The 19,764-nt window shown below is 61.2% G+C and carries 16 protein-coding genes; 2 read left to right on the forward strand and 14 right to left on the reverse strand.

Annotated features, from left to right (window positions below; translation table 11 throughout):
* Positions 1-33 precede the first annotated feature (33 nt).
* From fabG to ACRX4W_RS00780, 5 genes are read right to left on the reverse strand one after another with little or no spacing between them, the layout of a single operon-like run.
* A complete protein-coding gene (gene fabG, locus ACRX4W_RS00760) occupies positions 34-807 on the reverse strand; it encodes a 3-oxoacyl-[acyl-carrier-protein] reductase (protein WP_432298907.1) in 774 nt (257 codons plus the stop codon).
* 30 nt (positions 808-837) lie between these two features.
* Entirely contained in the window at positions 838-1,764 is a 927-nt protein-coding gene (locus ACRX4W_RS00765) for an ACP S-malonyltransferase (protein WP_432298908.1), read from the reverse strand.
* On the reverse strand, positions 1,752-2,696 hold the full coding sequence (gene fabK / locus ACRX4W_RS00770) for an enoyl-[acyl-carrier-protein] reductase FabK (protein WP_432298909.1): 945 nt from the start codon (positions 2,694-2,696) through the stop codon (positions 1,752-1,754). The genes ACRX4W_RS00765 and fabK overlap by 13 nt, the downstream gene beginning before the upstream one ends.
* Before the next feature lie 2 nt (positions 2,697-2,698).
* Positions 2,699-2,935 (reverse strand): acyl carrier protein, encoded by a 237-nt coding sequence (locus tag ACRX4W_RS00775; RefSeq protein WP_117639573.1) that lies wholly within the window; start codon positions 2,933-2,935, stop codon positions 2,699-2,701.
* Positions 2,936-2,986: 51 nt separating this feature from the next.
* Positions 2,987-3,946, reverse strand: coding sequence for a 3-oxoacyl-ACP synthase III family protein (locus ACRX4W_RS00780; protein WP_432298910.1), 960 nt, complete (start codon positions 3,944-3,946; stop codon positions 2,987-2,989).
* Between the two features lie 176 nt (positions 3,947-4,122).
* Here ACRX4W_RS00780 and ACRX4W_RS00785 point away from each other — a divergent pair, with 176 nt between their 5' ends.
* Positions 4,123-4,899 carry a biotin--[acetyl-CoA-carboxylase] ligase gene (locus tag ACRX4W_RS00785; protein WP_432298911.1) on the forward strand — a complete coding sequence of 259 codons (777 nt, stop codon included), beginning with the start codon at positions 4,123-4,125 and terminating at the stop codon, positions 4,897-4,899.
* Positions 4,900-5,015: 116 nt separating this feature from the next.
* Here ACRX4W_RS00785 and rpsJ read toward each other — a convergent pair whose 3' ends face one another.
* The 6 genes from rpsJ to ACRX4W_RS00815 form a co-directional block, all read right to left on the reverse strand.
* Positions 5,016-5,324 (reverse strand): 30S ribosomal protein S10, encoded by a 309-nt coding sequence (rpsJ, locus tag ACRX4W_RS00790; protein WP_022094184.1) that lies wholly within the window; start codon positions 5,322-5,324, stop codon positions 5,016-5,018.
* 60 nt (positions 5,325-5,384) lie between these two features.
* Positions 5,385-7,484 (reverse strand): elongation factor G, encoded by a 2,100-nt coding sequence (gene fusA, locus ACRX4W_RS00795; protein WP_022094183.1) that lies wholly within the window; start codon positions 7,482-7,484, stop codon positions 5,385-5,387.
* Positions 7,485-7,503: 19 nt separating this feature from the next.
* Positions 7,504-7,977, reverse strand: coding sequence for a 30S ribosomal protein S7 (gene rpsG, locus ACRX4W_RS00800; RefSeq protein WP_006235013.1), 474 nt, complete (start codon positions 7,975-7,977; stop codon positions 7,504-7,506).
* A 74-nt stretch (positions 7,978-8,051) separates the two neighbouring features.
* Entirely contained in the window at positions 8,052-8,429 is a 378-nt protein-coding gene (gene rpsL, locus ACRX4W_RS00805) for a 30S ribosomal protein S12 (protein ID WP_006235012.1), read from the reverse strand.
* Positions 8,430-8,698: 269 nt separating this feature from the next.
* The gene (locus ACRX4W_RS00810; protein WP_432298912.1) at positions 8,699-9,775 is read right to left on the reverse strand and encodes a DUF4179 domain-containing protein; all 1,077 of its coding nucleotides are present in this window, start codon (positions 9,773-9,775) and stop codon (positions 8,699-8,701) included.
* Positions 9,726-10,244 carry an RNA polymerase sigma factor gene (locus tag ACRX4W_RS00815; protein WP_432298943.1) on the reverse strand — a complete coding sequence of 173 codons (519 nt, stop codon included), beginning with the start codon at positions 10,242-10,244 and terminating at the stop codon, positions 9,726-9,728. The genes ACRX4W_RS00810 and ACRX4W_RS00815 overlap by 50 nt, the downstream gene beginning before the upstream one ends.
* On the opposite strand from ACRX4W_RS00815, the gene ACRX4W_RS00820 reads away from it, so the two are divergent.
* A complete protein-coding gene (locus ACRX4W_RS00820; protein ID WP_432298944.1) occupies positions 10,137-10,457 on the forward strand; it encodes a hypothetical protein in 321 nt (106 codons plus the stop codon). The two genes, ACRX4W_RS00815 and ACRX4W_RS00820, sit on opposite strands and share 108 nt — an antisense overlap.
* A 97-nt stretch (positions 10,458-10,554) precedes the next feature.
* Here the strand turns inward: ACRX4W_RS00820 and ACRX4W_RS00825 are convergent, their stop codons facing one another.
* The 3 genes from ACRX4W_RS00825 to ACRX4W_RS00835 all read right to left on the reverse strand — a co-directional run bounded on the left by ACRX4W_RS00825 (position 10,555) and on the right by ACRX4W_RS00835 (position 19,727).
* A complete protein-coding gene (locus ACRX4W_RS00825; protein ID WP_432298913.1) occupies positions 10,555-15,033 on the reverse strand; it encodes a DNA-directed RNA polymerase subunit beta' in 4,479 nt (1,492 codons plus the stop codon).
* A gap of 6 nt (positions 15,034-15,039) precedes the next feature.
* Positions 15,040-18,531: a DNA-directed RNA polymerase subunit beta gene (gene rpoB / locus ACRX4W_RS00830; protein ID WP_255415126.1), complete on the reverse strand. Its 3,492-nt coding sequence runs from the start codon at positions 18,529-18,531 to the stop codon at positions 15,040-15,042.
* 287 nt (positions 18,532-18,818) lie between these two features.
* Positions 18,819-19,727: a UTP--glucose-1-phosphate uridylyltransferase gene (locus ACRX4W_RS00835; protein WP_118079369.1), complete on the reverse strand. Its 909-nt coding sequence runs from the start codon at positions 19,725-19,727 to the stop codon at positions 18,819-18,821.
* Between the last annotated feature and the right edge of the window lie 37 nt (positions 19,728-19,764).

The raw sequence follows: 19,764 nt of genomic DNA on the forward strand, positions 1-19,764 counted from the left end.
CTCCTCATTTAAGCCGTTGATCGGCCCTGGTTTTTACATCGCCATTCCGCCGTCGACGCGCACGACCTCGCCCGTAATGTAGGCCGCCGCATCGCTCGCCAGAAAGCGCACCACGCCGGCCACTTCCTCGGGGCGCGCCATGCGCTTCAGGGGAATCTGCTCCTCGGTTGCCGCACGCACCTTCTCCGAGAGCTTTGACGTCATATCCGTCTCGACAAACCCCGGGGCGACCGCGTTCACTCGTACGCCGCGGGGCGCAAGCTCGCGCGCTACCGCCTTGGTCAGGCCAATCACGCCCGCCTTGGAGGCAGCGTAGTTGGCCTGTCCGGCGTTGCCCATCAGGCCCACGACCGAGCTCATGTTGACGACGCAACCGCCGCGCTGGCGCATAAAGGTCTTGGTGAGCGCGCGCGTCATATTGAATGTTCCCTTGAGATTGACATCAAGCACGCGATCGAAGGCGTCATCGCCCATGCGCATGAGCAAGCCATCGCGCGTGATGCCGGCGTTGTTGACGAGCGCCCAAATGGAGCCAAAGTCGTTGAGGACCGCTTCCACGCACGCGTTGACGGCAGCGGGATCGGCCACGTCGCATTGATATGCGCGCACCGTGGCGCCAGACGCCTCGCAGGCTTCGCACGTCTCGCGCGCCGCATCGACGCTGCCGGCATAGACGACGGCGATATCAAAGCCGTCCTCCGCCAGACCGACAGCGCAGGCGCGGCCGATACCCCGCGAGCCGCCCGTGACCAGTGCCACGCGACGTGAGTCGTTGCGCTCGAGCGCGCCGTTGTTCAAGTTGCCCATGTCATTCCTTTCGGGTTGCAGCCCTGTGAACTATGCGAGCTCGTCGGCAATAGCTGCGACCTGCTCAGCCGTTTCGCACGAATACACGCGAACGTCGCTCAGCGTACGCTTGACCAGGCCCGACAGCGTTTTGCCGGGGCCGACCTCAATAAACGTGTCGATGCCCTGATCCTGCAGCGCATGCAGGGTGTCAACCCAGCGCACGGCATGGCTCACCTGGTTGGCCAGCACCTCCGATGCCGCCTGCGGGTCCGCCGGATAGGGCGCCGCCGTCATGTTTGCCATGACCGAAATCAGCAGCGAAGACGGCGCGTGGCCGGCTTGGATATACGTCGCCAGCCCCTCAGTCGCCTCGGCCATATAGGGGCTATGAAATGCACCAGACACCGCGACTTTCATAGCGCGGCCGCCAGCCTCTTTTACTAGGACGTCGAGCTCCTGCAGCGCCTCGGGCGCTCCGGCAACAACCGTCTGCTGCGGGCTGTTGTAGTTGACCGGCCAGCAGTCCTCGCCGGCCTGCGCAGCCAGGTTCTCGACTTGCGCCGCATCGAGCTTAATGACGGCGCGCATGCCGCCCGGATGGCGCTCAGCAGCCGCGGCCATCAATGCCGCGCGCTCACACACGAGCTCAAAGCCCGCTCGCGTATCGAACGCCCCCGCAAAGGTGAGCGCAGCGACCTCGCCCAGCGAGAATCCCGCACAGGCGGCAGGCACCACGCCGCGCTCGCGCAGTGCGGCAGCCGCTGCCAGGTCGTGAACAAACACGCAAGGCTGCGTGTTCTCGGTCTGCGAGAGCTCCTCCTTGGAGGCGCTCCGGCACTGCTCACTGGTTCCCGGACGCACCTCGTCGGCGATCGCGAACACCTCGGCAGCCGCCGGCGATGCCTCGATCAGGTCGACACCCATCGCGGGGTGCTGGGCACCCTGGCCGGCAAACAGAAACGCTACGCTACCCATGCGCACGCACCCTTCAGGACGTGTTCGGCGCCATCGACCAGGTCGTCAACGATTTCGCACGCACTCTGGCGCTCGTTGACCATGCCGGCAATCTGTCCGCACAGATACGAACCCTCTTCGTAATTACCGTCCTTGGCGGCCTTGCGAAGAGCACCCGTGCCCATGGCCCCAAGCTCCTCGACACTTGCGCCCGCCGCCTCACTTTTGGCGTAGGCATTGGTGAAGGGGCTCTTGAGCGCACGCACCGGATGTCCCGTCGAGCGACCGGTCGCGCGCGTCGACGTGTCGCCCGCCTTGAGCACCAGCTCTTTGTACTGCTCCGATACGGTGCACTCGTTTGCGACCAGAAAGCGTGTTCCCACCTGCACGCCGGCGGCGCCGAGCATAAAGGCGGCCGCCACACCGCGGCCATCGGCGATGCCGCCAGCCGCAACCACGGGAATATCGACCGCATCGACAACCTGCGGGACAAGTGCCATCGTCGACGTCTCGCCAATATGCCCACCCGATTCGGTGCCTTCGGCAACCACGGCGGTGGCCCCGCGACGCGCCACGAGACGCGCCAGCGCCACCGAGGCAACAACCGGGATAACCTTGATGCCGGCGTCGTTCCACGCCTTCATGTACTTGGTGGGATTGCCGGCACCCGTCACGACGACCGGCACTTGCTCATCAATCACCACTTGTGCGACCTCGTCGACAAACGGGCTCATGAGCATAACGTTGACGCCAAAGGGCTTATCCGTCTTGGCGCGCAGCTCGTGAATCTGATCGCGCAGCCAGTTGGCGTCGGCGTTCATCGCCGCGATAATCCCTAAGCCGCCCGCCTCGGACACGGCAGATGCCAGCGAGGCGTCGGCAATCCAGGCCATACCGCCCTGGAACACGGGCTTTTCGATGCCGAGCAGATCGCAGAGAGGAGTCTTGAGCATCTCTACTTCTCCAATGCCGCCTCGACCGTATCGGCGAACTCGCCGACCGTCTTGGGGTTCTCCTCGGTATCGAGCTCAATGCCAAACTCGTCCTCGACGGCGACGAGGATCTCCACGGTGCCCAGACTGTCGAGACCAATCTCCTCGAGCGTGGACTCGGGCTTCATCTCGACGTCGTCAAGGCCAGCGGTCTCGCGGATAACGTCGCAAACGCGCTCGAAGGTCTTCTGATCTGCCATGGTAGTTCTCCTTTGGTTGTGCCCTAGGGCGTTTTTATTTCCTATGTGCGACTACTTCCAACGAAGCAGATAGCCACCTATATCCAGACCGGCGCCAAATCCAACCAAGGCGATGGTGTCGCCCACATTCAGTGCGTCGGTGCGTGCCAGTCGGTCAAGCGCAAAGGGAATGCAGGCGCTCGAAATGTTGCCGGTCTCCCGCAGCGTTCGAATCACGCGCTCGTCTGGCACGCCGAGGCGCTTGACCGCCTGGCTCAGGATTCGTTCGTTAGCCTGATGGAATACAAAATGATCGATATCCTCGACCGAAATGCCCGCATCGCTCGCAAGCCTACGGACCGTGTCGCAGATGGCGTTGACGCCAAACTTGAACACGCGGCGGCCATTCATGGACAGCACGCTCTCGCAATCTGCGGAGGCCTTAAACGGCGAGGTGCCGACCAGGCCGGGAACGCGCAACGTCTCGACGTCGGCCGCCGTCGAAAGCTCAACAGCAATGGGGTTGTCTCCCCCAGCCCCAATCACTGCGGCGCCTGCCCCATCGCCAAAGAGCACGCAGGTGGCGCGGTCGGTCCAGTCGAGCGCGCGCGTCATCTGCTCGGCAGCAACGATAAGCACGCGCTCGGCACGGCCGCGGGCGATATAGCCCTCGGCGACATCGAGCGCAAATACGAAGCCGGCGCAGGCCGCCGAGACATCGAAGGCAGGGCACGTCGCGCCTAGTCGCTCGGCAACGGCACACGCTTCGGCGGGAACAAGGTGGTCACCCGTCGTCGTCGAGCAGACGATAAGATCCAGCTGGCTCGCATCGATTCCGGACGTCTGGAGCGCTTGCTCGCTCGCTGCCACGGCAAGGTCGTCGAGCGACTCGGCGGTGCACACATGGCGGCTCTTGATCCCCGTGCGGGTAAAAATCCACTCATCCGAGGTGTCCAGGAACTCGGACAGCTCGTCGTTGGAAACGCTGCGCTCGGGAAGTGCCGAGCCCGTTCCCAGTATCGTGAAACCCATCACTAACCTCCTTTGAGTTGTTGACGTGTTTACATCGACCAAGAGAGGATAGCGCATTCTTCGCTTTGTTGACGTGTTAACATTAAATTGTCCAAATGCGACAAAGGCTTCACATTGTGTCTATCTATCGACACCATTACGTCATTCACTTATTCATTAAGGAGGTAGCAGCCGCTATGGATGCCCAATTAACGATAGTCGACGTAACCGGATCGACCAACGACGACCTGCTCGAAGCAGGAAAACAGGGAGAGCCGCACGGCACGGGGCTTGCAGCCCGCGCGCAAACGGCAGGACGCGGCCGACGCGGCCACAAGTGGGATTCAACCGCCGGCAACCTGTTACTCTCGATTGTCCTACGTCCATGTGTTGATCCCGCCAAGTACTCTGGCCTTGCCGCCGTCAGCGGCCTAGCGGTACTCGAGGCGCTCGAAAAGCAGGGTCTTGCAAACGAGATTGGCCTCAAATGGCCCAACGACTTGGTCGCTCGAGGGCGCAAACTCGGCGGCATTCTGGTCGAGGCCGCACGCGATAACGAAGGCAAACCTTTCGCCGTCTGTGGCATTGGTGTCAATGTGAACTATGCGCCCCAAGAGGTGCCCGATGGCGGCCTGCCAGCAATCGGTCTCTCGGACCTTAACGAGAACGTTCCAGCTGTCGACATGCTCCTCGATGAGGTCTATCACGCAGTTATAGACGCTATAGATGCCTGGGCAGAACGCCTCAACGCCATGGAAGAAAACACCGGACCGCTCGCGCCCGTCCACGGCGAATATGTCGCTCACCTCAATTGGATTGGAAAGCACGTTATCGCCCGCTCCCCTGCCGGTGACGAGCTGGCGCGAGGCATCTTTAAAACGGTCGATGGCTTTGGTCGTGCGTGCATCGAAACAGAAGACGGCTTGCGATCCTTCCATTTTGAGGAAGCGTCATTGCGCCCCTTGAGTGAGTAGGTCGCCACATCCAGCCGCTCGGCAGCCTTACCCGGCGATCCAAACCCATCATGCAAAACAAAAGGGCCCCGCTACCGTAACGGCAGCGGGGCCCTTTAAGCTATGAGCGATATCGCTTAGAGCTTGATGTCGATGTCGACGCCAGCGGGGAGGTCGAGACGCATGAGCGAATCAACGGTGCCCGAGGTGGGGTCGAGGATGTCGATGAGACGCTTGTGGGTGCGCATCTCGAACTGCTCACGGGAGTCCTTATTCACGTGCGGCGAGCGGATAACCGTGTACAGGTTGCGCTCGGTGGGCAGGGGGACAGGACCGGAAACGCGAGCGCCGGTCTTCTGAGCGGTCTCGACGATGAGCTTCGCGGACTGATCGACGACCTCGTGATCATAGCCCTTGAGGCGAATGCGGATCTTCTGGGTAGCCAACTTAAACCTCCAAAGAGTGCGAGAGATGCTCTCGCGGATTACGTAACAGGGAGCTCGAACTTAGGCGTTCTTGCTCATGACCTCGTCCACGATGGACTTGGGCGCGGGCTCATAAGAGTCGAACTGCATCGTGTAGGATGCACGACCCTGGGTCTGGGAGCGAAGGTCGGTAGCGTAACCGAACATCTCGCCCAGCGGCACCTTGGCACGGATGAGCTTGCTGTTCTTGCGATCCTCCATGCCCTCGATCTTGCCGCGGCGACCGGAGAGGTTGCCCATAACGTCGCCCATGTACTGCTCGGGGGTCTCGACCTCGACAGCCATGATCGGCTCGAGCAGCTGCGGGTCGGACTTCTTGAGGGCGTCCTTGATAGCCATGGAACCGGCGATCTTAAAGGCGGCCTCGGAGGAGTCGACCTCGTGGTAAGAACCGTCGAACAGGGTGACCTTAACGTCGAGGACCGGGAAGCCGGCGATAACACCGGTGTTCAGGGCCTCCTGGATGCCCTTGTCGATGGACGGGATGTACTCCTTGGGCACGACGCCGCCGACGATAGCGTTGACGAACTCGTAGCCGAAGCCCTCCTCCATCTTCTCGAGCTTGATGACGGCGTGGCCGTACTGACCGCGACCGCCGGACTGACGGACGAACTTGCCCTCAGCCTTCTCGACGTCGTGACCAGCGGTCTCGCGGTAGGCAACCTGGGGCTTACCAACGTTAGCGTCAACCTTGAACTCACGGAGCAGACGGTCGACGATGATCTCGAGATGCAGCTCGCCCATGCCGGCGATGATGGTCTGGCCGGTCTCGTGGTTGGTGGACACCTGGAAGGTCGGGTCCTCCTCGGCGAGCTTGGTCAGAGCCAGGGACATCTTGTCCTGCTCGGCCTTGGTCTTGGGCTCAATGGCAACGTCGATAACGGGCTTAGCGAACTCGATCTTCTCGAGGACGATCTCCTTGCCCTCGGCGCACAGGGTGTCACCGGTGGTGGAGTTCTTGAAGCCGACGCAAGCGACGATGTCGCCGGCGGCAGCGTCGTCACGGTCGATACGCTCGGCGGCGTTCATCTCGAGGATGCGGCCGAGGCGCTCGCGCTGACCGTTGGAAGCGTTGACCACGTAAGAGCCGGACTCGGCGCGGCCGGAGTAAACGCGGACATAGGTGAGCTTACCGACGAACGGGTCGGTCATGATCTTGAAGACCAGGCCGGAGAAGGGCTCGTCGAAGGAAGGATGACGCTGAATCTCCTCGCCGGTGTCCGGATCGGTACCGGTGACGGCCTCAACGTCGAGCGGGCTGGGCAGGTAGTCGACGACAGCGTCGAGCAGCTCCTGAACGCCCTTGTTCTTGTAGGCGGAACCCACGAAGACGAGGTTGAGCTCGTTGGCCAGAACGCCCTTGCGCAGAGCAGCCTTGAGCTCCTCGACGGTGAAGTCCTCCTCCATGAGGATCTTCTCCATGAGCTCGTCGTCAAAGCTGGCAGCAGCGTCAAGGAGCTCCTCGCGCTTGGTGGCAGCGATGTCGGCAAACTCAGCCGGGATCTCGTCCATCGGCTCGGGGTAGGTCATACCCTTCTCGTCGGCCTTGAAGTCCCATGCGGTCATGGTGACCAGGTCGATGACGCCCCAGAAGTTGTCCTCGGCGCCCATCGGGACCTGAGCGGCCACGGCGTTAGCGTCGAGACGATCCTTCATGGTCTCGATAGCGTTGAAGAAGTCAGCGCCCACGCGGTCATACTTGTTGATGAAGGCGATGCGGGGAACGTTGAAGGTAGAAGCCTGACGCCAAACGGTCTCAGACTGGGGCTGAACGCCGGCAACGGCGTCGAAGACGGCGACAGCGCCATCGAGGACGCGCAGGCAGCGCTCGACCTCGGCGGTGAAGTCAACGTGGCCCGGGGTGTCGATGATCTGGATGCGGTAGTCCTTACCGTCCTTGTTCCAGAAGCACGTGGTAGCAGCGGAGGTAATGGTTACGCCGCGCTCCTGCTCCTGAACCATCCAGTCCATGGTGGCAGCGCCCTCATGGACCTCACCGATCTTGTGGGTCTTACCGGTGTAGTAAAGAATACGCTCGGTCGTGGTGGTCTTACCGGCATCGATGTGAGCCATGATGCCGATGTTACGGGTATCGGAAAGCTTGTACTTAGGCTTAGCCATGTTAGTTCCTTACCTTAACTTACCAACGATAGTGAGAGAACGCGCGGTTGGCCTCGGCCATCTTGAAGACGTCCTCACGCTTCTTGACGGAAGCGCCCAGGCCGTTGGAAGCGTCGAGGATCTCGTTGGCGAGACGCTCGGCCATGGTCTTCTCCTTGCGAGCGCGGGAGAAGTTGACGATCCAGCGGATACCCAGAGCGGTGGAACGACGGGAGTTGACCTCCATCGGGACCTGATAGGTAGCGCCACCGACACGCTTGGGCTTAACCTCGAGCGTGGGCTTGACGTTGTCCATAGCCTTCTTGAAGGTAGCGAGAGCGTCGCCACCCTCGGACTTCTCGGCAACGATCTCGAAAGCGGTGTAAACGATGCGCTCAGCGGTGGCCTTCTTGCCGTCAAGAAGGACCTTGTTGATGAGCTGAGTCACCAGGCGGTTGTTGTAAACGGCGTCAGGCTGAACCTCACGACGATTAGCTGCTGCACGACGCGGCATGTGAAATCTCCTTAAGTGTCTACCGTGCGGCGCTCAAGACGGCACACGGCGAAAGTATCAAAACGTTATCTGGCTTATTTAGCCTTGGGGCGCTTAGCACCGTACTTGGAACGGGCCTGCATACGGTTCTGGACCGGAGCAGCGTCGTAGGCGCCACGGATGACGTGATAACGGACACCAGGGAGGTCACGGACACGACCGCCGCGGACGAGCACGATGGAGTGCTCCTGCAGGTTGTGGCCCTCACCCGGGATGTAAGCAGTAACTTCGATGCCGTTGACAAGGCGAACACGGGCAACCTTACGAAGAGCCGAGTTCGGCTTCTTGGGGCTCGTGGTGAAGACGCGGGTGCACACGCCGCGCTTCTGGGAGTTGTGCTGCAGAGCAGCGTTCTTGGACTTCTTGGGCACGGAACGACGGCCCTGGCGAACCAGCTGGTTAATAGTAGGCAAAGCGTACTCCTTCTCGAATGATTCCAGCTTTCTGTAAAGTGCAACGGCTTGAATCGAGGGGTCAGCATCCCCCTACGAAACACGCAGTTCGATAGGATACGTGCCGTTAGCTGTGCCGTCAACAGACCACGCCGCCGGGCGTATCCCAAAATAGCCATATTTCCGCAAAGCCTCCATAAAAGGAATCCCCGCCTGTGCGCAAGTGCCCATTCCAGCCGTCCATGTAACGCAAAAATGGCCGCTTCCCCTCTTGGGAAGCGGCCTAGACCTTACGAATAGACGATGGTAAAGGGTACTTCTGTTTCGGTCTCTCCTGTTGATGTGCATCTCGTGCCCTCGAGGGTCACCGAGACCACTTGGTCGACATCAATCAACTTCGTTGGCACCCAGATGTTCTCTCCGCTATTGCGCGTATAAGAAAAATATAAGTTGAACGCCCCTGCGTCGTCATCTTCGATAATCTGCTCCGATCCATCCTTGTAGGTAACCGTCAACTTCTTCGTGACTGCGTCAATGCCCAGATCATCGATGTGCGTCTGGATGGAAAACGGGCTGATCTCGAGAGGCGAGTCATCGGAGCGGAGTTCCTTAGTATCGACGTACGCTCCAACGCTAAACTCGGGCGTCGATGCCTCGAACGGCTTCGCATCCTCTCCTTCGCCCTCGGTCCACGAGATATTCCAGGTGACCGCATGTTGAAAACCTCGCTCGCGATCCATAGAGGCAAAGTACATCGTGCCGTTAATGACCGTGTCGCTTGATGTGTCTTTATCAATGGTGCAGCGTGTATCAGCCCATTCCTCGCCGAAGTTCATGCTGGGTGTACCGATGCCTTGTTCTTCTTCACCATAGAGAACAAGTTCGCCTGTCTCTGCTGCCGGCTTGTAGTAGTTAACACCATTTGGATTGGACAGCGTAAACGTCACAGCACCGCAGCCGTTTTGGTCGATAGCCATATCATGAATGTCGAGTGTATAGCCGTTGCCCTCGACGGACAGATTGACCTTCTGTACTGAACCCTCCAAGCTTTGGGGCGCGATACCATCACCAAACTCTCTGGTGTATGTATATTTAGTCCCCGACGAGCCACCTTGAGTCCAGGTAATGGACCCTCCGTTGCCATGGTTTCCCCAGGCAGAGGCAAAATAACTGGAATTGACGACGGCGTAGGCGACCCCTCCGGTCGCCAGCACTCCGGCAAGACATCCGATTACGGCAACATACAGAGGCTTCGCGTGACCCTTTCGGCGAAGCGGCTCGCCAGCAGCGGCATAAAGAACACGGTCAGCAAGATCGCTATCGGCTTGGACGGACTCGAAGGCCTGCTTGATCTGGTTGGATTTCACGGTCGCCCTCCTCTAGGATGAACTTGAGCTTCAATCTGCCGCGAGCTAAACGCGTTCGAACGGTCGCGGCTGGCACATGCAGTAACTCGGCAATTTCTGAAGTCGAGAAGCCCAGATAGTAATAGAGCACGATAGGAATACGGAATCGCTCCGGAAGTCGCATAACGTCTGACAGGACCGCCTTGGTCTCCTCCTGCGCCGTCGAAAGCGAATCGGCCAGATTCTCAATATCCTCCACGCGCCTCCACGGCTTTCGAAAGAGAGATTTACATTCATTGATCGTGACCCGGATAAGCCATCGACGAAGATGCTCCCAGTTTTCAAATTGCGCGTCGCTTTTGAGCAACTTAAGAAAGACGTCTTGAGCGACATCGTCGGCGTCAGCGCGATCACGCAGATACGTCAATGCGATCCGAAACACGACATCCCGGTGGTCTTCGACCGCCTGTCTAAAAGCTTGTTCTTCCATAATCACCTCCCGGTGACGCTGATGGTTCTTGATGAGGTCCTCACCATAGATACGCTTTGGCCGAACGAAATGTTTCAAATCCAAGCAGGAAAAACCTACCAAAATAAACCTGTCCCTTTTTGGCAAGGGATCAACGGAACGCAACAGGTTGAGCATACGCAAGCGAGCGGCCCCCAGAGCGTACAAGATGGCATGAAAAAGGCAGGGCATTGACCTTTTGGTCATGCCCTGCCTTTTGAATGACAGATTGTAGCTCTGGGGGCCGCGCAGCGACGGAGGTCGCCGCCGTTCGTTAGAACGGCGGAACTAATTACTCCTCGTCGTTGTCCTTGGCCTCTTCGGCGTCGTCGGTGTCTACGAGCTGGTTAAGCAACTCGTCGAGGGAAGCCATGTCCTCGTTGATGGCACCGTTGGCGGGAGCCTTCTTGTCGTCGATCGGGGCGCCCAGGAGCTCCTCGTCGGCGTCGGCGTGATGCGTCGGCGTGGCGGAGGTGCCCAGCAGGATGTCGTCCGGACCGTCGGGGCTAAAGACCATCTGCAGCAGCTGCGAGAGGTCTTCCTCGTCGGCAACGTCGTCGTTGTTCTCGAGGATGTAGAGCAGGTCGTGGGCCTCAAGGCCATCACGGAGCTCCTCGATCGCCTTGGCACCGATGCCATCGATGCGCAGCAGATCCTCCTCGGACTTGCCGACCAGGTCGCCGACCGTCTCGATGCCGACCTCGCTGAACTTGTTGGTCCAGCGCTGCGACACGCCCAGGTCGTCGAACAGGTACAGGCGAGCCTTCTCGGCGGAGATGGTGTGGCCGTTGCGGGTGAACGAACCGTCAGCACCACCGAACTCGTCGTAGCCGGCCCAGTCGAGCTGCTGCGGGAGCTGCTCGTCCAGGTCCTTGAGCTCAACCGGAGCCCACTCGGGCAGCGACTTGGCGTTGGGCGAAGCCGGACCGTCGATGTCCACGTAGCCGTCAGCCGTGCGATACGTCAGCTTGGCGTTGGCGTACGGCTTGAGGCCGGTACCAGCCGGGATCTTCTTACCGACGATGACGTTGGACTTAAGGTCGAGCAGGTGGTCGACCTTGCCCTCGATGGCAGCCTCGGTAAGGACGCCGGCGGTACGGATGAACGAAGCGCTCGACAGCCAGGAGTCGATGTTGGACGCGACCTTGAGCGTACCCAGGATGACGGGCTCAGCCACAGGAGCCTGACCGCCCAGACGGGCAACGCGCTCGACCTCGTCGGCGAACTCGTAGCGGTCGACGTACTGACCAAGCAGGTACTTGGAGTCGCCGGGGTTGGTGATCTGAACGCGACGCAGCATCTGACGTGCGAGCACCTCGATGTGCTTGTCGTTCAGGTCGACGCCCTGGCTGGTGTAGACGTCCTTGACACTCTCGACGAAGGTGTGCATCGTCGACTCGATGTCGGTCAGCTTGCGCAGGTTGCGGAAGTTGACGAAGCCCTTGGTGATCTGGTCGCCGGCGCGAACCTCGCAGCCGTCCTCGATCTCGGGCATAAAGCGCACCGAAGCGGGGACGCGACGCTCGTCGAGGACACTGGTGTGATCCTCGGAGTCGGTGAGCGTCAGCACGTACTCGGACTTCTCGGGCTTAATCGAGAGGTGGCCAGAGTACGGAGCCAGCTCGGCCTCGCGACCCAGGATCTTCTCGTTGACGTTGCCGACGATATCGAACATACGGCTGACCGTAGGCAGACCCTGCGTAATATCGTCGACGCCAGCGACGCCGCCGGAGTGAATGGTACGCATCGTAAGCTGCGTACCGGGCTCGCCGATGGACTGGGCGGCAATAATGCCGACCGCGGTACCGATGGCGACCGGACGACGGGTGGAAAGATCCCAGCCGTAGCACTTCTGGCACACGCCGTACTTGGAGCGGCAGGTGAGCAGCGCGCGGAGCTTAACCTTCTTGAGGCCCGCATCGACCATCTTCTGGATGTCGGCGACCTTCTCGATGTAGCCGTCCTGCTCAAAGAGCACGGTGCCATCGGGGGCCACGACGTCCTCAATGAAGCAACGGCCGACGAGGTCGGTGTTGAGGTCGGTGGTGCCGGGGATGATGAGGTTGTAGGTGACGCCCTCGTGCGTACCGCAGTCCTCCTCGCGGACGATGACGTCCTGGGCCACGTCGACCAGACGACGGGTCAGGTAACCAGAGTCCGAGGTGTGGGATGCGGTATCGACCAGGCCCTTACGGGCGCCGTAGGTCGAAATGAAGTACTCGAGCGGCAGCAGGCCCTCGCGGAAGTTCGCCTTAATGGGAAGGTCGATCGTCTCGCCGGACATGTCTGCCATCAGGCCACGCATGCCGCCGAGCTGACGCAGCTGGGTCTTAGAACCACGGGCGCCGGAGTCGGCCATCATATAGAGCGGGTTCTCCTCGTCGAACAAGTCGAGCATGAGCGCTGCAACCTTGTCGGTACAAGCGGTCCACTCGTTAACGACTTCGATGTGGCGCTCCGTCTCGTTGATGAAGCCCTCCTCGAAGTACTCGTTGATCTGGTCGACGTTGGCCTGGGCGCGATCGAGCAGCTCCTGCTTCTCGGCAGGGATGAGAGCGTCCCACACCGAGATGGTGAGGCCGGCGCGGGTAGCGTAGTGGAAGCCGGAGTACTTGATGGCGTCGAGGATCGGGCCGACCTTGGCCTCGGGGTAACGATCGCAGCAGTCCGCAACCAGCTTGGCCACATCGCCCTTGACCATCTTGTAGTTCATGAACTCATAGTCTTCGGGCAGGCACTGGCGGTTGAAGATGATGCGGCCGATAGAGGTCTCGAAGCGCGCGGTCTTGTTGCCGGTAACGTCGTAGTCGACGAACTCGTTCTTGCCGTTCTTGACGCGGAAGATACGGGTGCCGTCCTCGTTGATGACGTTGGCATCGGCAGCGGACACGCGAACCTGGATCTTGGCCTGCATGTCGACCTCGGAACGGCAGTCATAGGCGTGCAGCGCGTCGTCGAAGCTGGCGAACACGTGGTTCTCGCCCGGCAGACCCTCGCGGACCTGGGTGAGGTAGTACACACCAATGATCATGTCCTGCGAAGGGATGTTAACCGGCTTGCCGGATGCCGGCGAGCGCAGGTTGTTCGCAGAGAGCATGAGCACGCGAGCCTCGGCCTGAGCCTGGCTGGACAGCGGCACGTGGACAGACATCTGGTCGCCGTCGAAGTCGGCGTTGAAGGGCGAGCAGACCAGCGGGTGCAGGTGGATAGCCTTGCCCTCGACCAGCACCGGCTCAAAGGCCTGGATGGACAGACGGTGCAGGGTCGGTGCACGGTTGAGCAGCACGACGCGACCGTCGATGACCTCTTCGAGGATATCCCACACAAAGGTGGCACCGCGGTCGATAGCGCGCTTGGCGCCCTTGATGTTCTCGACCTTGCCGAGCTCGACCAGGCGCTTCATGACGAAGGGCTTGAAGAGCTCCAGCGCCATGGTCTTGGGCAGACCGCACTGGTGCAGCAGCAGCTTGGGGTCGGTAACGATTACCGAACGGCCGGAGTAGTCGACACGCTTGCCCAGCAGGTTCTGACGGAAACGACCCTGCTTGCCCTTGAGGGCCTCGGCGAGCGACTTGAGCGGGCGACCGCCACGGCCAGAGACCGGGCGACCACGACGGCCGTTGTCGAACAGGGCATCCACGGACTCCTGGAGCATGCGCTTCTCGTTGTTCACGATGATCGCAGGGGCGTCCAGGTCGAGCAGGCGCTTGAGTCGGTTGTTACGGTTGATCACGCGACGATACAGGTCGTTGAGGTCGGACGCGGCGAAGCGGCCGCCGTCGAGCTGGACCATCGGGCGCAGATCGGGCGGAATGACCGGAATGACATCCAGGATCATGTTCGCGGGGCTGTTGCCGCCCTTCAGGAAGGCGTCAACGACCTCGAGGCGCTTAACGGCCTTCTCGCGCTTCTGCTTCTGGGAATCCTCGTCGGCGATGATGGCCTTGAGCTTCTCGGCCTCGGAGGGGAGGTCGATGGCAGCGAGCAGGTCGCGGACGGCCTCGGCACCCATACCACCCTTGAAGTACATGGAGTAGTAACGGGTCATCTCGCGGAACAGCGGCTCATCGGAGATGAGGTCGCGCTCGGTAAGCTTCATGAAGGCGTTGAAGGCGTCCGTGCGGAGCTGCTTCTCGTCCTTGCACTCTTCCTCGATGTCGACGATGCCAGAGGCGATCTCCTCGGGGGTCAGCGGCTCCTCGTCGGAGAACTCGTCAAAGTTCTCGGGGTTGCCCTGCTCCTTGAGGGACTCGATCTGGCGGGCGCACTCGGCATCGATCTCTTCCAGATCGGCGGCGAGCTCCTCGCGCAGGTCGTCAGCGTCGGCCTCGCGAGCCTCGTAGTCGACCTCGGTGATGATGTAGCTGGCAAAGTACAGAACCTTCTCGAGGTCCTTGGACTTGATGTCGAGCATACGGCTCATCGGGAAGCTCGTGGGGCTCTTGAAGTACCAGATGTGGGACACGGGAGCGGCGAGCTCGATGTGGCCCATGCGGTCGCGACGCACCTTGGCCGAGGTGACCTCGACGCCGCAGCGCTCGCAGACGATGCCCTTAAAGCGGATGCCCTTGTACTTGCCGCAGGAGCACTCCCAGTCCTTGGCGGGACCGAAGATCTTCTCGCAGAACAGGCCGTCCTTCTCGGGCTTGAGGGTACGGTAATTGATGGTCTCCGGCTTCTTGACCTCACCGTGCGACCAGGAACGGATCTGGTCGGCGGAGGCAAGGGAGATCTTTACCGAGTCAAAATCAGTAGCTTCGAAATCTGCCACAGTCAACTACTCCTTATCAGTGGTCGTGGCGGCGACAGCCTCGGGTGCCTCGGCGGTCTCGGCATCCTGGGCCTCAACGTCGGTGTCAACGCCGGCGAGCGCAGCCAGGTCGTCGAGAGCAGAGGTCTCCTCGGCGGTCACAGGGGCGGAGGCGTCCTCGTCGGCATCGTGCATGGGCTCGATGTCCAGTGCGAGGGAACGGATCTCCTTGACGAGAACCTTGAAGGACTCGGGGATACCCGGAACCGGGACGTTCTCGCCCTTGACGATGGACTCGTAGGTCTTGACGCGGCCCACGGTATCGTCGGACTTGACGGTCAGGATCTCCTGCAGGACGTTGGCAGCACCGTATGCGTACAGTGCCCAAACTTCCATCTCGCCGAAGCGCTGGCCGCCGAACTGAGCCTTGCCGCCCAGCGGTTGCTGGGTAACCAGGCTGTAAGGGCCGGTCGAACGGGCGTGGATCTTGTCGTCGACCATGTGGCCGAGCTTGAGGATGTAGGACGTACCCACGGTAATGGGCTCGCGGAACTCCTCGCCGGTGCGGCCGTCGAACAGGCGGGTCTTGCCGCGCTCGTCAAGCTGGGTGACAAACTCGGGGCGCATGTGATCGCCAAAGGCAGCGGTGGCCTTGTTGAGCATGTTCTTGTTGGCGCGACAGATGACCTCGGCGATCTCGTCCTCCTTGGCGCCGTCGAAGACGGGCGTCGAGACGAAGAACGGACCGGGGACATACTTGTCGGAGTCGGCATCCTCGGTATCCCAACCGCAGGCAGCAGCCCAGCCAAGGTGGCACTCGAGCAGCTGACCGACGTTCATACGCGAAGGAACGCCCAGCGGGTTGAGGATAACGTCGATCGGGGTACCGTCAGCCATGTAGGGCATGTCCTCGACCGGCAGAACGTTACAGATAACGCCCTTGTTGCCGTGGCGACCGGCGATCTTATCGCCCTGCTGGATCTTACGACGCTGGGCGACGTAGACGCGCACCTGCTCGTTGACGCCGGGGGCCAGGTCGTCGCCGTTCTCGCGGCTAAAGCGGACGACGTCGATGACGCGGCCATAAGCGCCGTGAGGCATCTTAAGGGAGGTGTCGCGAACATCGTGAGCCTTGGCACCGAAGATGGCGCGCAGCAGGCGCTCCTCGGCGGTCAGAGCGCTCTCGCCCTTAGGCGTGACCTTGCCGACCAGGATGTCGCCAGGGCCGACCTCGGCGCCGATGCGGATGATGCCGTCCTCGTCGAGGTTGGCAAGCATGTCCTCGGAGAGGTTCGGGATCTCGCGAGTGATCTCCTCGGGGCCGAGCTTGGTGTCGCGGGCGTCGATCTCGTGACGGGTGATATTGATGGTCGTCAGCAGGTCCTCGGCCACCAGGCGCTCGGACACGACGATACCGTCCTCGTAGTTGAAGCCTTCCCACGGCATGTATGCCACGGTGAGGTTCTGGCCCAGTGCGAGCTCGCCATGATCGGTCGAAGGACCGTCGGCCAGAGGCTCGCCCTGCTCAACGGTGTCACCGACGCGCACGAGCGGACGGTGGTTGATGCAGGTGGACTGGTTGGAGCGCTGGTACTTGGCCAGGTGATACTCGTCCATGCCGCCGGCGTGCTTGACGATAATCTTGGAGGCGTCGGCATAGATGACTTCGCCGGCGTTCTTGGCCAGGGTAACCTCGCCAGAGTCCAGGGCGGCGCGACGCTCCATGCCAGTACCGACATAGGGAGCGGCGGGGTGAACCAGCGGCACGGCCTGACGCTGCATGTTGGCGCCCATGAGCGTACGCTTGGCGTCGTCGTGCTCGAGGAACGGAATCAGCGTGGCTGCGACGGAGAGCATCTGACGCGGCGAGACGTCCATGTAGTCGACGTCCTCGACAGGCACGTCGGCGGGAGCGCCGAAGGAGCCGTCGAAGTCGCGGGTACGGGCGATCACGGTATGCGGACGGACGATCTTGCCCTCGGCATCGGTCGTGATGAACTCGTTGGTCTTGGGATCGAGCGGCGTGTTGGCCGGCGCGATGACGTGCTTCTCTTCCTCGTCAGCGGTCATCCAGTCGATCTGGTCGGTGGCAACGCCGTTCTCGACACGACGGAACGGGGCCTCGATGAAGCCATACTCGTTGACGCGGGCGTAGAGGGCGAGCGAGCCGATCAGGCCGATGTTGGGGCCTTCGGGGGTCTCGATCGGGCACATGCGGCTGTAGTGCGAGTTGTGAACGTCGCGGACGGCCGTCGGCACGTTGGTGCGGCGGCTGGAGCCCGACTTGTGGCCGGCAAGGCCGCCAGGGCCGAGTGCGGACAGACGGCGCTTGTGAGTCAGACCGGTCAGGGGGTTCGCCTGATCCATGAACTGCGAGAGCTGCGAGGAACCGAAGAACTCCTTGATAGAGGCCACGATCGGACGGATGTTGATGAGCGACTGCGGGGTGATCTCGTCGATGTCCTGGGAGCTCATGCGCTCACGGACGACGCGCTCCATACGGCTCATGCCGATACGGAACTGGTTGGCGACGAGCTCGCCGACGGTGCGAATGCGGCGGTTGCCAAAGTGGTCGATGTCGTCGACCTTGAAGCCCTGCTCGCCGGCAGCGAGGGACAGCAGGTAGCGAAGCGTAGCGACGATGTCCTCGTCGGTGAGCACCGTGACCTCTTCCTCGGTGGTGAGGTTGAGCTTCTTGTTGACCTTGTAGCGACCGACGCGGGCCAGATCGTAGCGCTGCGGGTTGAAGAGCAGGCCCTCGAGCAGGCTGCGGGAAGCATCCACGGTGGGAGGCTCGCCCGGGCGCAGGCGACGGTAGATCTCGATAAGAGCATCCTCGCGGGTAAGGGCGGTATCGCGCTCGAGGGTGCGCTTGATCACATCGGAGTTGCCGAGCAGCTCGATGATATCGTCGTTGGTGACGGCGATGCCAAGGGCGCGCAGGAACATCGTGGCGCTCTGCTTGCGCTTACGGTCGATGGAGACCATGAGCTGGTCGCGCTTGTCGACCTCGAACTCAAGCCAGGCACCGCGGGACGGGATGATCTGGGCCTTGTAGATCTGCTTGCCCGAATCCATCTCGGAGCTGTAGTACACGCCCGGGGAGCGGACGAGCTGCGAGACGACGATACGCTCGGTACCGTTGATGATGAAGGTGCCCTGATCGGTCATCATGGGGAAGTCGCCCATGAAGACGAGCTGCTCCTTGATCTCGCCGGTCTCCTTGTTGGTGAGACGGACGTCGGTCAGAAGCGGAGCCTGATAGGTCATATCCTTCTCGCGGCACTCCTCGACGGTGTGCGCGGGGTCGCCGAACTGATGCTCGCCGAAGGTAACCTCGAGAACATGGTTCTGGCTCTGGATGGGGCTGGATTCCTTGAACGCCTCACGAAGGCCCTCGTCCTTAAAACGCTCAAAGGATTCCCTTTGAACAGAGATAAGGTTGGGGAGCTCCATGGCCTCCGGGATTTTCCCGAAGCTGACGCGCTTGCGCTCAGTGGCAGTGTATGCGTAGGTCACCAGGTTTTTCCTCCTTCACGGAAATGCTCGGTGGGTTGGCGAGGCATAGCTTCGCCAGTTATCGCAACCTAATAGTTTATCAGGTACCGACCGTTGGGCAAGAAAAGCCTTGACGCGATTGAGTTTTTGGAGTAGCAAAGTTTTTCGACGGAAAACACGCAGGTAGATGTATGTGTATCGAACATCTGTTCATATATTTTCTGTGAACAGGGAGCCAGCAATCGCAGCTCTTATAAAAAACGGGCGCGAACCGAAGTCCGCGCCCGTAAATGTCGATGCCCGAAGGCTTACTTACGCATCAATCCGCCGCGCTCGTCGATGGCGTCCCAGAAGGCGCTGGCAAAGCGGGGGTCGCTTGCAGCCATGAGGGCGTTGGTGGCCATCCAGCCAGAGGGAGTGCCGGTGTCGTAGCCCGACAGCGGGTCGATGACGACTGCATACATGGCCTCGCGGTCGAGCGAACGTGCCATGGCGTCGGTCAGCTGGATCTCGCCGCCCTTACCGGCCTGCTGATCGGCCAGCAGGTCCATGACCAGCGGGCTCAGCAGGTAGCGACCAACGATGTACAGGTTGGACGGAGCCGCCTCGGGAGCGGGCTTCTCGACCAGGCCGCCGATGCGCCAAACGGCACCGGGCTCGTCGTCGGCGGCATTCTCGAAGCCCTCGAGAGAGCCCACGCGATCGCCGGCGATAACGCCGTAGCGGCTGACCTCCTCGGGAGCGCACGCGGCAACGGCGATAACCGAAGCGCCACCGTGCTCCTTGGAAACGGCGAGCATCTTATCGCAGATGTCGCGGTTGGGCACAACGTAGTCGCCCAGAAGAACCAGGAAGTTCTCCCCCGCCACAGCGTCAGCGGCAGAGCGAATGGCGTGACCGAGGCCCTTGGGCTCGTACTGATAACGGAAGTCGACCGGCATACCGCCCGCATGGGCGACGGCGTCGGCATAAGCATCCTTGCCGCGCTCGCGCAGCAGGTTCTCGAGCGAACGATCGGGCTGGAAGTAGCTCAGCAACTCGGGCTTGCCGGGAGAGGTGACGATAATGGCATCATCGACCTCCTCGGGGTCGAGCGCCTCCTCAACGACGTACTGGATGACCGGCTTGTCGAGCACCGGCAGCATCTCTTTGGGCGTGCACTTGGTGCCAGGCAGAAAACGCGTGCCAAGACCGGCGGCGGGGATGATTGCCTTCATGTTATTCAAGGATCCTTTCGCAGGCGCAGGATGCGCC

The sequence above is a fragment of the Collinsella aerofaciens genome (genome assembly GCF_964283865.1).
Lineage (GTDB): Bacteria > Actinomycetota > Coriobacteriia > Coriobacteriales > Coriobacteriaceae > Collinsella.

Coding starts and splice junctions, on each gene's coding strand:
- fabG (WP_432298907.1), bottom strand. CDS start 807: ATGGGCAACTTGAACAACGGCGCGCTCGAGCGCAACGACTCACGTCGC.
- ACRX4W_RS00765 (WP_432298908.1), bottom strand. CDS start 1,764: ATGGGTAGCGTAGCGTTTCTGTTTGCCGGCCAGGGTGCCCAGCACCCC.
- fabK (WP_432298909.1), bottom strand. CDS start 2,696: ATGCTCAAGACTCCTCTCTGCGATCTGCTCGGCATCGAAAAGCCCGTG.
- ACRX4W_RS00775 (WP_117639573.1), bottom strand. CDS start 2,935: ATGGCAGATCAGAAGACCTTCGAGCGCGTTTGCGACGTTATCCGCGAG.
- ACRX4W_RS00780 (WP_432298910.1), bottom strand. CDS start 3,946: ATGGGTTTCACGATACTGGGAACGGGCTCGGCACTTCCCGAGCGCAGC.
- ACRX4W_RS00785 (WP_432298911.1), top strand. CDS start 4,123: ATGGATGCCCAATTAACGATAGTCGACGTAACCGGATCGACCAACGAC.
- fusA (WP_022094183.1), bottom strand. CDS start 7,484: ATGGCTAAGCCTAAGTACAAGCTTTCCGATACCCGTAACATCGGCATC.
- rpsG (WP_006235013.1), bottom strand. CDS start 7,977: ATGCCGCGTCGTGCAGCAGCTAATCGTCGTGAGGTTCAGCCTGACGCC.
- ACRX4W_RS00815 (WP_432298943.1), bottom strand. CDS start 10,244: ATGGAAGAACAAGCTTTTAGACAGGCGGTCGAAGACCACCGGGATGTC.
- ACRX4W_RS00835 (WP_118079369.1), bottom strand. CDS start 19,727: ATGAAGGCAATCATCCCCGCCGCCGGTCTTGGCACGCGTTTTCTGCCT.